Origin of the sequence: Pseudomonas sp. 44 R 15, assembly GCF_900004965.1 — a bacterium.
Lineage (GTDB): Bacteria > Pseudomonadota > Gammaproteobacteria > Pseudomonadales > Pseudomonadaceae > Aquipseudomonas > Aquipseudomonas orientalis_A.
In genome coordinates this window covers 25,122-38,932 of the sequence record NZ_CVTU01000081.1, presented here as the reverse complement: position 1 = coordinate 38,932, position 13,811 = coordinate 25,122, and the positions used below count along the sequence as shown (strand labels likewise).

The following is a 13,811-nucleotide window of genomic DNA, read 5'->3' as shown; positions in this document are numbered from 1 at the left end:
ATGACCATAAAGTTGAGCTTTTTGATTGAGCAAGGAAATCCAAACCCTAACCACGATGCGCAGCGAGTCGCTCCTGATCTTGATCTGGCTTTTGATCTTGATCTCAGGCGCCCCGTCAAACCACGCTGGCCGAACGCAGGCTTGAATCCGTGGGTAACCCGGCAGGACGCCGGGTTAGCCGCACTGGGCCATGGATGGCCCATTGCGGCGGCCCACGGATTCAAGCCTTCGTTCGGGCACACCGAGCATGAGCGAGGTGCCGAGTGGTGGGGCAAGAGCGTTTTGCTTACTTTTGCGCTTTTCAAAAGTGAGCCGCTGTAAGAGCGGAACCCATAGCAGCCGTGTCCGCAGAAACGGATATGTACTCGGTCTAGTCCAACATCCTGGTCGGCCCAGAGGCCGCCATCGGGGGCAAGCCCCCTCCCACATTTGGCCCGAGGTGTATCAGGACCAAACCCCTTCCCACATTGGGCGGCCATCAAGACACCACCTCCCCAACCACAACCCCCTCAACCCACCACCTGGCCAACGCCGACACATTCGGCGCCTTAAGCAAAGTGAAATGATTCCCCCCGCCATACCAAACCTGCAACCCACGCCCCTGCCCCCGCCACCCCTCAATCATCAACCCCTGCTCACGCTGATTACCCGCCGCATCCAGCGCCGGGTCACGCGCCAGCACCAAACGCACCACCCCGTCATACCGCGCCTGCGGCCGATACACCGTACGCAAAGCCGCCGCATAAGTCCGCGCCGGGCCAACCATCGCATCCCCGGCAGACCGCGCCGGCAACAACCCAACCCCAACCATCCCCGCATGCAACGCCTGGCGCTGCGCCACCTCATCACTCGCGGCAAAATCCAGCGGATCGATCCCCAGGGATCTCCCGGCCGCCAACTGCATCGCCTCGATCAACCGCAACAACGCCGCCGTCGACGTATACGGCCGCCCCACCACACCATTACCCCCCGGCGACTCACTGTCGATCACCGTCAACGACGCCACCTCGCGGCCCATCGCCTGCAAGCGCAGCGCCATTTCCAGCGCGACCCAGCCGCCAAACGAATGCCCGACCAGATGCACCGGCCCCGCCGGGCACTCATGAATCAGCGCCGCGAGGTAACACTGCGCCGCCGCTTCCACCTGGCTGTGGGGCACCGCTTCACCGTCCAGCCCGCGCGGCTGCAGGCCATACAACGGCCAGTCCCGCCCCAGCGCCTCGCTCAAGCCGACGAAGCCGGTCACGCTGTCGCCCGCACCGGGCACGCAGAACAGCGGTGCATGCCCGGCCTTGCCGCCCTGGATACGCAGCAAGGGCTGATGCGTCGCCTCCATCACCGGTAAAGACTCAGCCAACGCTTGGGCCATCGCCGCGCCCAGGCTGCGGATATGCGGAGCCTGCATCATGCTCTGGTGATTGCCGGGCACTTCAATCTGGCGCAGTTGACCGGATGCCAGCGCGTCCTCCCAGCCCAACGACTCACTGCGCCGCGACAGTTCGGTCGGCCGTTCCTGGGCGCTGAACAGATGCACCGGAATCGGCAGCGGGAACAGGCTGTAATGCGCCAGCGCATGCCCATGCCCGACTTCGCGCTCGATGAAACTGATCAAGTCGGCGTCCGCGGCCGCCGCCATTTGCGGGTATAACAAACCTTCATCGCGACAACATTGCAGCAGGCCCGCAAGGTCCAGCTGTTGAGTGTCTGCTTCCAGTTGCGCCAATCTCGCCACTTCATGCGTGCCTCCTTGTACGGTCCAATGGGCCGTGCACTGCAGCAGCAGATGCCGCTTGAGCGCCTGCGGCCCTTCCCAGCGTGCCTTGCCCTGATCGGTCATGCGCGGCACGAAGGTGTCGATCAAGCCAAGGAACGCGACGCTTTCGTCCAGCCCCAACAGTTGCATGGCCACTTCATAGGCCAGCACCCCGCCGAACGACCATCCCGCCACACGGTAGGGCCCGTGCGGCTGGATCTCGCGAATCAGGCCGACCATGCGCGCCGCCAAGCCCTCCATGGTGTTCAGGTGAGCCTCGCCCAGCGCCAGGCCCGGCAGACCATAAATCGGGTAGTCACCCGGCAGGTGCTGACCCAGCGCCGGGAAATACACGTCCATGCCGCTGAACTCGTGCACCAGGAACAAGGCCGGCTGGGCACCGCTGCTGCGCACGGTTACCACCGTGGTGCAGCGCGTTGCCTGCTCGTCACGCTCGCGCAACATCGAGGCCACGTTCGCCACGCTGACATGCTCAAAAAGCTCGGCCAGGCTCACCTGCAGACCCGCCTCCTCCATCAGGCCGACCAGGCGAATGGCAAGCAAGGAATGACCGCCCAGTTCGAAGAAACTGTCATCGCGGCCGACCTGCTCAAGCTTGAGTACGTCGGCCCATAGCTGACCCAGCCTGTGCTCCAAAGCATCGCGAGGCGGTTCGAACACGCGGTCAGCCGGCGCTTGCAGCGCGGGGACCGGCAAGGCCTTGCGGTCGATCTTGCCATTGGCCGTCAGGGGTAACCGCTCCAGTGGCATATAGGCTGACGGCACCATGTAGTCCGGGAGTTGTTCCTGCAGATGGGCACGCAGGCTATCGATGCCAACAGGCTCTGCCGCCCAGGTGAAATAGGCCGCCAGGCGTTTGTCGCCCGGTGCGTCTTCACGGGCCAGCACCACCGCCTCCTGAATGGCGGCGTGGGTCGCCAGGCGTGCTTCAATCTCGCCCAGTTCGATACGAAAACCGCGAATTTTCACTTGGTCGTCGTTGCGCCCCACGCACTCCAGCAAGCCGTCCGCGTTCCAGCGACCCAGGTCGCCGGTGCGGTACATCAGGGCCTCGGGCTTGAAGGGGTCGTGCACAAACTGTTCGGCGCTCAATTGCGCACGATTCAAATACCCCAGGGCCACGCCGTCGCCACCGATACAGATTTCACCGGTCACGCCCAACGGCACCGGCTGCAACTGCGCATCCAGGACATAGACCTGAGTATTGGAAATCGGTCGACCGATCGGCACGCTGTCCGTGTGGTCGGCGAGTGCGCGCACCTCATGGGTGGTCGCGTAAGTGGTGGTTTCCGTCGGCCCGTAGCAATGCACCAGACGCAGTGCCGGTGCGCGCGCCAACAAGCTGCGGAACGCTGCCGGATCAGCGCGCTCGCCGCCGCACAGGAGGATGCGCAACCCCGCCAGCGCATCGGGTATCAGTTGCACGTACTGATTGAACAGCGCCGTGGTGACGAACAGTATCGTCGCCCCCTCCAACGCAGCGCCAAACGCCACCGGATCGAGCAATATGGAATGATCGATGACCTGCACCTGCCCGCCGTTGAGCAGCGGCCCCCACACATCCATCGTGCTGGCGTCAAAGGCCGGGTTGGAGGCGAATGCCACACGATCACCCGCGTTGAAATCCGCATAGCCGTTGTTGATGACCAGCCGGGTGATGCCACGATGAGGCACCACTACGCCCTTCGGCGTGCCGGTGGAGCCGGAGGTGTACATGACGTAGGCCACGCTGTCCGACGATTGCGACAGGTCGGGGTTGTGGTCAGGTTGCGCATCCAGGGTCAGGGTATCGAGGTCCAGGCGTTGAGCCGGGTAGTCAACGGCTATATCACTGCGGGTCAGCAGCCGCACCGCGCCGCTGTCCTGCAGCATGAAACCCTGGCGCTCGGCGGGTGCATTGATATCCAGCGGCACGTAGGCGGCGGCGCATTTCAACACGGCCAACTGGCCGACTATCAAGTCCACGCCGCGTGGCAGCAGGATCGCTACGCTGTCCCCGGTGTGCACGCCAAGGCCGAGCAGGTGATGGGCCAAGCGGTTGGCGCGAAGGTTGAGGTCAACGTAGCTCACGCGCTGCTCGCCATGCACCACCGCCAGCGCACCGGGACGGGCCCCGGCCTGGGCCTCGAACAAGCGTTGCACCGTGTGTGCGCGGGGGAATTGGCGGGCGGTGGCGTTGAAGTCCTCAAGCAATTGTCGGCGCTCGTCGGCCGGCAGAATCGACACAGCGCTGATGGCGCTGTCGACAGTGTCCTCCAACGCCGTCACCATCTGCTCAAGCGCCGTGGCCAGGTAACCGCAAAGACGCCGCGCGCCCTGACCCGCTGCGCTCAGACTGAAACTCTCGCCCAGGTCGTCCACACTCATCGACAGGCCGTAGCTGGAGCGCTCCTCGCCCTCGATCAAATAGATGCCCTGCCATGCCTTTGCGGCATCGTCATTTGGCGTGCCGTGTACCTCGGCACTGTGACGATAGTTGAACAGTACGTTGAACAACGACGTGCCTGCAGGCACGCTGCTGCAACGCTGCGCCAGCGCCAGGGGCGCGTGTTCGTGCTGGAGCAACTGCGCCAGGCGCGCATGGGTGTCGCGCAGCGCACCCCGCACCGAGTGTTCACCCAGGTCGACGCGCAGCGGCAATGTATTGATAAAGACACCCATGGCCCGTTCGGCCCCCTCCCCGCCCTGCAGGCGGCCCAGCATCACGGTGCCGAATACGACCGACTCGCGCACGGCCACCTTGCCCATGACCAGGGCCCAGGCCAGGTGCATGACGCTGGCGGCGCTCACGCCGGCCCGACGCGCCTGGGTACGCAGGCGCTGGCTCAGCGCATGATCGAGCAGGCTTTGCACCTGCTCAACCGGGCCCAGCTCGCACAGGCAGGTCGGCTCATCGACTTGGGCGAGCATGTCGCGAAAGAACGCCTCATGCTCTTCGTCGGTGATGCCCAGGCGGGTCTGGGCAACGTAATTGCGATAAGGCACCGGTGCGCTCAGCGTATCGCCTTTGCCGCCCAGGAAGGCCTGCATGTCATGCTTGAGGATGCCCAGGGTCACGTGGTCCATCACCAAGTGGTGAAACAGCAAGGTGGCCACCACGCGCTGCGGTTCCTCGGTGTAGACCAGGCGCATCACCGGTGCCTGAGCCAGGTCCAGGCGCTGCGGCAACGGCCCTTTCTCAACGTGCAGGGACGCCTCACGCCACACTACTTGCATCGGCTCTTGCAAGCCGTCCCAATGGAACGAGGAACGCAGGATGTCATGACGCCGGATCACCGCCTGCAATGCCTCGGCAAATGCGTGCAAGCGTGCCGTGCTGTCGAAGGCAAATTGCGCCTGCAGCACATACACGTCGTCCTCCTGCACCGCGCGGTGATGGTAGAGAATTCCCTGCTGCAACGGAGCCAGCGGGTAGATATCCTGCACATTCGCGGCCCCGCCGGGGATGGCGGCGACAACACGGTCGATGGCCGGCTGATCCAGGCGCGCCAGCGTCAGCATGGACGGTGTGATGGCGTCGCAATCGGCGGCGATGCCATTGGCGGGTACGGCCACTTCCCGGCTGCCACCCAGGGTTGCCGCCAGGGCCGTCAACGTCGGCTGGCTGAACAGCACGTTCATGTCCGCCGACAATCCGAGCTGGCGCAGGCGCCCCATCAGACTCACGGCCATCAATGAATGCCCGCCCAGCTCGAAGAAGTTATCCTGCCGCCCTATACGCTCCACCCCCAGCAACTCGGCCCACACGCTGGCCAAGGCGATTTCGGTATCGCCCTGGGGCGCTTCGTAGTCGCGCACGCTCACCGACTCCACGTCCGGCGCCGGCAGTGCCTTGCGATCGAGCTTGCCGTTGGGGCTCAGCGGCAACGCGTCCAGGCGCACAAACACAGCGGGCACCATGAACGCCGGAAGCTGTTGCGCCAAGTGACTGCGCAGCTCATCGATGTCGCACGCGTCGGCGGTGTAGTAAGCGATCAGGCGTTGCTCACGGGCCACCACCACCGCTTCGTTGACCGCGGGATGCTCGGTCAGTCGCGCCTGGATTTCCCCCAGTTCTATCCGCAAGCCATGGATTTTCACCTGGTCGTCATTGCGCCCCAGGTATTGGAGTGTGCCGTCGGGCAGATAACGGCCGAGGTCACCGGTACGGTACAAGCGTCCCTGGGTAAACGGGTCATCAAGGAAGCGCTCGGCCGTCAGTTCAGGACGGTTCAAATAGCCCCGCGCCACTTGCACGCCGCCAATGAACAGCTCGCCCACCACACCCAGGGGCACCGGCTGCATCTGCGTGTCCAGCACGTACATGCGCGTATTGGCGATCGGTTTGCCGATGGGCGTGTTTTCCGGCACGTCGCAAGGCAGGCAGGACCACGCCGTCACGTCCACCGCCGCTTCAGTCGGACCGTACAGGTTATACAGGTTGACCCCCGGCAGTTGCTGCTTGAAGCGCCGCACCAGGCTGCCTGGCAGCGCTTCACCACTGCACATCACGCGTTGCAGGCCCGCTACCTGGCTGACATCGCCATAGGCAAGGAAGACATCGAGCATTGACGGCACAAAGTGCAACGTCGTGATCGCTTCACCTTCGATGACCTCGCACAGGTAAGCGGGGTCCTTGTGACCGCCCGGACGCGCCATCACCAGCCTAGCACCGATGGACAACGGCCAGAAGAATTCCCACACCGATACGTCGAAGCTGAACGGGGTTTTCTGCAGGACTGCGTCGTCGCAGGTCAGTCCGTATTCGTCCTGCATCCACAGCAGGCGGTTGACCACCCCACCGTGATCGTTGATCACCCCCTTGGGCTGCCCGGTGGAGCCTGAGGTGTAGATCACGTAAGCGCTTGCACCGCGTACCGCAGGGTTGTCGTCCGGCTGGTGCTGCCAGCACGGCTGGTCCAATTCAAGCACCGCCACCTCGCCCAACAAACCACGCGTAGCGACCTGGGCAAGCACCACCTGCGGTGCACTGTCTTGCAGCATGTAGGCGATCCGCTCCTGGGGATACGCCGGATCCAGCGGCACATAGGCCGCGCCGGCCTTGAGCACCGCATACAGGGCGATAACCATGTCCAGGCCACGCTCTGCGCAGATGGCTACGCGGGCATCCGGCTGCACACCGAGCGCCAGCAGATGATGGGCCAATTGGTTGGCGCGGCTATTGAGTTCGGCATAGGTCAATTGCTGCGTGCCGGCCTTGAGCGCAATCGCATCCGGCGTGCGTTCAACCTGCGCTTCGAACAGGCCATGCAGGGTCTGGTCGAGGTTGTAGTCGACTGCCGTAGCGTTGAAATCAAACAGCACCTGCTGACGCTCGCGCGCCCCCAGCAACGGCGTATGCTCCAGCACCGCCTGGTCGTCTTCGACCATCGCCTGTAACAGACCAATCAGGTAGCCGACGTAACGCTGCACCGTCGCCTCATCGAACAAGGCCACCGCGTATTCCAACGTGCCCAGAATGCAGCCGTCGACTTCGCCCAGGCTCAGCGCCAGATCGAACTTGGCAAAGTGGCTGTTCTCGACGATCGCCTCCAGCGTCAGGTCGCCGAGGGCCAGCGCCGGTGCACTGCTGTCCTGCCAGGTCAGCAGCACCTGGAAGATCGGGCTATGTGCCAGGCTGCGCAGCGGCCGGAGGATCTCCACGACTTTTTCGAACGGCAGGTCCTGGTGAGACTGAGCCGCCAGCGTCACCGCCTTGACCCGCGCCAACAGCGCCTCGGTGCTCAGCTCGCCGCAGGTGTCGATGCGCACGGCAAGCGTGTTGACGAACAAGCCAATCAGCCCTTCCACTTCACTGCGGGCCCGGTTGGCTACGGGCGAGCCGATCACCAGGTCGTGCTGACCGGACAACCGTGCAAGCAGTGACGCCCAGGCGCTCATCACTGTCATGTACAGCGTCACCCCGTGCCTCTGGCTCAACGCCTTGAGCCCGGCGGTCAGACGCTCATCCAGGCGCACCTGGACCGTATCGCCGGCATAGCTCTGCTGCGCCGGGCGGGGCCGATCGGTAGGCAGGGAAAGCAATGGTGGCGCGCCAGCCAGGGTTTGCTGCCAGTAGGCGCTTTGGTGGTTGAGGACTTCGCCACTCAGCCAGCGCCGTTGCCACACGGCAAAATCGACGTACTGGATCGGCAGTGGCGGCAACGGGTCGGGCAGGCCATGGCTGAAGGCCTGGTACAGCGCCATCAGTTCCCGGGTGAGCACGCCCATGGACCAGCCATCAGAGACGATGTGGTGCAGGGTCAGCAGCAGCACATGGTGATCGTCGGCCATTGCCACCAGGCGTCCACGTATCAGCGGACCTTGTTCCAGGTCGAACGGTGCCGAGGCTTCGCCGTGGATCAATGCATCCAAAGCCTGCTGAGGATGCGAGTGATGCCGCAGGTTCTGCAGTTGCAGCGGCAACACCTCTTCAGGCGGTGCAATCAGCACCCGGGCGTCGTCGCCGTGCTGGGCAAAGCGGCTGCGCAGGGTTTCATGTCGCGCAACAATACGTGCCAAGGCGCGTTGCAGCGCCTGCACGTGCAACTGCCCGCGCAGTCGCAAGCCGATGGGAATGTTATAGGCGGTATTGGCGCCTTCCATCAGCGCCAGGAACCACAGGCGTTGCTGGGCGAACGACAACGGAGCGTGTTCTTCGCGATTGGCCGGCAGGATATCCGGCAAGGTGCTGCGACCGGAATGGGTCAGCACGGCGGCGACGGCGCTGAGTTCGGTATTGGCGAAAAAATCGCTCAGCAGCAGCTCTATGCCCAGGCGCTGACGCACCTGGGACACCATGCGCATGGCCAGCAGCGAGTGACCGCCCAGCTCGAAAAAGTTGTCGCGCCGGCCTACTTGCGCCACCTGCAACACATCGGCCCAAATCTGCGCGAGCACGCTTTCAAGCTCGCCCTCGGGCGCAATGTACTCACGGATAAACAGGGCCGACAGATCCGGCTTTGGCAGGGCCTTGCGATCGAGCTTGCCGTTGGCCGTCAGCGGGAGCGCATCGAGCCGCATGTACGCGGCCGGGACCATGTAGCCCGGCAGACGCGCGACCAGGTGCGCACGGATATCAGCGCCAGCCAAGGAGCCCACCGACGGGTGCGCGGTGAAATACGCCACCAGCCGCTCGTCACAGACCAGCACCACAACATCCTGGATACCCGGCAACTGGTTGAGTTGGGTTTCGATTTCGCCCAGTTCGATGCGCACACCACGGATTTTCACCTGATCGTCGTTGCGGCCCAGGTACTCCAGGGTGCCGTCGGGCAACCAACGCGCCAAGTCACCGGTGCGGTACATGCGCCCCGCATTGAACGGGTCATGCAGGAAGCGTTCGGCGGTCAGTTCCGAGCGGTTCAGGTAACCGCGCGCCACGCCTTGGCCGCCGACATACAATTCCCCGGCTACACCCAGCGGTACCGGACGCTGCTGTTCGTCGAGCAGGTAGACCGTGGCATTGGCGACAGGCTTGCCGATATGCAGCGGCTGGCCGACCTCTATCTGGCCGGAGGTGGCGACCACTGTGGCTTCGGTGGGCCCGTAGTTATTGACCAATGCGTAACGCAGCGGGCGCGTGAACTGGCGCAAGCGGTCGCCACCGATCAGCAAGGTGCGCAGCGTCGGATGCTCGATCTGCTGGCTGAAGGCGTACTCGGCGACCGGCGTCGGCAGGAAGCACACGTCCAGCGGTTGCGCGCACCACCAGGCGAGCAGCGCGTCGACATCCTCGACGCCGTCATGGGCCGGCGGCACGTGCAGGGTCGCGCCGACACACAGCGCCGGCCAGACCTCCCAGGCCATCGCATCGAACCCGAAGCCGGCGACACTGGCCGTATGGTCGCCGGCATGCAGATCAAAAGCACGACAGTGCCAGTCCACCAGGTTCACCACACTGTGGTGCTCCACCATCACACCTTTGGGCAAGCCGGTGGAGCCGGAGGTGTAAATCACATAGGCCAGATTGGACGGGCCGGCAGCGACTTCGGGATGGTGTGGCGTGGGGGTACGCCAGCCATCGCCATCCAGCTCGATTACCGGCACGTCGAGGGCCGGCAACCTTGGCAGCAGCGCGCGCTGGCTCAGCACTGCCACGGGGGCGCAGTCGCAGAGCAGATAGGCCAGGCGCTCGGCGGGATGCGCTGGATCGACCGGTACATAACACGCGCCGGACTTGAGGATCCCCAGCAAACCGACCAGGGTGTCGAGGCCGCGACGGGCGACGATGGCCACGCGGTCGTCGGGCTTGATGCCCAGGCCGCGCAGGTGATTTGCCAGATGGCTGGCGTGCCTGTCGAGTTCGGCATAGGTCAGGTGGTGCTCGCCGGCCTTGGCCGCAATGGCATTGGGCGTGCGCTCGGCCTGAGCGGCGACGAGCCCGTGCACGGTCTGCTCGACGTTGTTGGGCATCGATGTCGCATTGAAGTCCACCAGCACCCGCTGGCACTCAGGTTCCTCCATCAGCGGCACATGGGCCAGCACCGCACGGTCGTCGGCGACCATGGCCTGCAACAGGCGGGTGAAATAGCCGACGTAGCGCTGCACCGTCGCCTCATCGAACAGCGCGACAGCGTATTGCAGCGCACCACGGATCCTGCCTTGGTCTTCACCCAGGTCCAGGGTCAGCTCAAACTTGGCAAACAGGCTCTCTTGAGCAACGCCTTCAATCACCAGATCGCCCAACGTCAGGGTGGGCGCGCTGGCGTCCTGCCAGGCCAGCAGTGTCTGAAACAGCGGCGTGTGGGCCAGGCTGCGCACCGGCTGGGTAATCTCCACCACCTGTTCGAACGGCAGATCCTGATGGGACTGGGCCGCCAGCGACACCGCCTTGACCCGCGCCAGCAGCACTTCGGTGCTCGGTTCACCCGAGGTATCGATGCGCAGGGCCAGGGTATTGACGAACAGGCCGATCAGCCCTTCCACTTCACTGCGCGTCCGGTTTGCCACCGGCGAGCCAATCACCAGGTCATGCTGGCCGGACAACCGTGCCAGCAGCGCTGCCCAGGCGCTCAACAGGGTCATGTAAAGCGTGACGCCATGGCGTTGACTCAACGCTTTCAGCGCGGCTGTCAGGCGCTCGTCCACATGCACTTCGACGCTGCTGCCGGCATAGTCTTGCTGCGCCGGACGTGGACGATCAGTGGGCAGCGTGAGCAAGGCCGGCGCATCCGCCAGCACGTGCTGCCAGTAATCGCTCTGGCGGTGCAGCACTTCACCGCTGAGCCACAAACGTTGCCAAATGGCGAAATCACCGTACTGGATGGTCAACGGCGGCAGCGGGTCGGGCTGGCCGTGGATGAACGCCTGGTACAGCGCCATCAGTTCGCGGGTCAGCACGCCCATGGACCAGCCGTCGGAGACAATGTGGTGCAAGGTCAGCAGCAGCACATGATGATCGTCGGCCATCATCACCAGGTGCCCACGCAGCAGCGGGCCGCGCTCCAGGTCAAATGTAGCCGAGGCCTCGTGGCGGATCAGCGCTTCAAGGGCCTGTTGCGGCTCGGGATGACCGCGCAGGTCCAGCGACTGCAGCGGCATGGCATCGTCGGCGGGCACGGTCAGCACCTGGGTGTCATCGCCCACCTGGACAAAACGGCTGCGCAGGGTGTGATGGCGCCTGACGATGCAGGCCAACGCCTCTTGCAGCGCCTGCACATGCAATTGCCCACGCAGGGCCAGGCCTATGGGGATGTTGTAGGCACTGTTGCCGCCGTCCATGTTGGCCAGAAACCACAGGCGCTGCTGGGCGAACGACAGCGGCACATCCTCGCCACGATTGGCCGGCAGAATATCCGGCAAGGTGCTGCGACCCGCCTGGGCCAGCACGTGAGCAACCGCCGCCAGTTCGGCGTTGGCGAACAAGTCGCCCAGCACCAGCTCCACTCCCAGGCGCTGGCGCACTTGGGACACCATGCGCATGGCCAGCAGCGAATGCCCGCCCAGCTCGAAGAAGTGATCGCGCCGCCCAACCCGCTCCACTTGCAACACGTCGGCCCAGATCTGCGCCAATACGCTTTCGATCTCGCCCAGCGGCGCCTCGTATTCACGGCTGAACACCGCAGCCATATCCGGCGCCGGCAGTGCCTGGCGGTCGAGCTTGCCGTTGGCGGTCAGGGGCAGCGTGTCGAGCTTCATGAACGCCACCGGCACCATGTAGTCCGGCAGATGGGCCACCAGGTGCGCGCGGATATCAGCGACGGCCAGCGCATCCAGTTGCGGGCTTTCGGTGAAATACGCCACCAGCCGCTCTTCACGCACCAGCACCACCGCCTCCAGGATGCCCGGCAGTTGGTTGAGCCGGGTTTCGATTTCGCCCAGTTCGATGCGCATGCCACGGATTTTCACCTGGTCATCGTTGCGCCCCAAATACTCCAGGTTACCGTCGGGCAGCCAGCGCGCCAGGTCGCCGGTGCGGTACATGCGCCCGCTGCTGAACGGGTCGCGCAGGAAGCGCTCAGCGGTCAGCTCCGGGCGATTGAGGTAGCCGCGCGCCACGCCCTTACCGCCCACGTACAGTTCACCCGCCACGCCCAACGGCACCGGGCGTAGCTGTTCGTCCAGCAGGTAGACCCTGGCATTGGCGATGGGCTTGCCGATATGCAACGGCTGGCCCGCCTCGATCTTGCCGGCGGTGGCGACCACCGTGGCTTCGGTGGGGCCATAGTTGTTGATCAGCTCGAAGCGCTGCGCCCGCCCGAAATGGCGCAGGCGATCGCCGCCGATCAGCAGCGTGCGCAGGGTCGGGTGCTCGATGTTCTGGCTGAAGGCGTACTCGGCCACCGGTGTCGGCAGGAAGCACACGTCCAGCGGTTGCGCGCACCACCAGGCGAGCAGCGCGTCGATATCTTCAGCGCCGTCGTGGGCCGGAGGCAGGTGCAGGGTGGCGCCCGCGCACAGCGCCGGCCACACTTCCCAGGCCATCGCATCAAAGCCGAAACCGGCCACGCTGGCGGTATGCCGCCCGGCGCGCAGGTCGAAGGCGCTGCAATGCCAGTCCACCAGGTTGGCCACGGTGTGATGCTCCACCATCACCCCTTTGGGCAGGCCGGTGGAGCCGGAGGTGTAGATCACATAGGCCAGGTTCGACGCCGTCATGGCCACCTCGGGATTGCTCGCCGCGTGGTGGTGCCAGGTGTAGCGGTCCAGGTTGATCACCGGCACCTCCAGCTCCGGCAGGCGCTCGAGCAACGCGTGCTGGGTCAGCACGGCCACCGGGGCGCTGTCGCTGAGCAGGTAGTTCAGGCGCTCGGCCGGGTGGGACGGGTCCACCGGCACGTAGCAGGCGCCGGCCTTGAGGATCGCCAGCAACCCGGCCAGGGTGTCCAGGCCACGGCGTGCGACGATGGCCACGCGGTCATCGGGCTTGACCCCCAGCGCCAGCAGGTGATGGGCCAGCAGGTTGGCTTGCTGATTGAGTTCGGCGTAGCTCAGCGTGCGGTCCAGGCACACCGCCGCGATGGCATCCGGGGTCAGCGCGGCCTGGGCCTCGATGCGCGCGTGCAAGGTGCTGCCCTGCGGGAACACCGCCTGGGTTGCGTTGAACTGCTCGAGCAACAGGCGCTGCTCGGCCAGCGGCACCACCGGCAGCTGGTTGAGCGCGGTGTGCGGCGCCTGCTCCAGGGCGCTTACCAGGTTTTCCAGTGCGGTTTGCAGGTAGGCGCAGACGCGGTGCGGGTCGACCTGGGTGCAGGCGAGCAACCGCAAGATGAAGCTATCGCCCAGGTCATCCACGCTCAGCGTCAGCGGGTAGTTGGTACGCTCCTGCGAGCTCAACATTTCGATGCCGTTCCATGCCGCCACCGCCTCGGCCTGATTGCCGGAACCACTGTGCCGGTAATTGAGCAACGCACTGAACAGTGGCGTGGGCGCAGTCACCCCACTGCAGCGCTGCGCCAACGCCAAAGGGGCATGCTCATGGCGCAGCAACGTCGTCAGCCGTGCATGGGTGTCCCTGATGCCGGTGCGCACATCCGCATGACCGACGTCCACACGAAACGGCAACGTATTGATGAAAATCCCCAGTGCTCTGTCGGTCTGCTGACCGCCCTGCATG

At 64.7% G+C, this 13,811-nt stretch carries 2 protein-coding genes (1 of these 2 only partly in view); one reads left to right on the top strand and one right to left on the bottom strand.

Translation table 11 applies throughout. The features are described from left to right. On the top strand, positions 1-321 hold the full coding sequence (locus tag BFP93_RS28860; RefSeq protein WP_065892976.1) for a hypothetical protein: 321 nt from the start codon (positions 1-3) through the stop codon (positions 319-321). Between the two features lie 157 nt (positions 322-478). Here BFP93_RS28860 and BFP93_RS10160 read toward each other — a convergent pair whose 3' ends face one another. Then, positions 479-13,811 carry the 3' portion of a non-ribosomal peptide synthetase gene (locus tag BFP93_RS10160; RefSeq protein ID WP_065892975.1) on the bottom strand. The gene runs 1,139 nt beyond the window's last position, so the window shows 13,333 of its 14,472 coding nt (coding positions 1,140-14,472); the start codon falls outside the window, past its right edge; its stop codon occupies positions 479-481.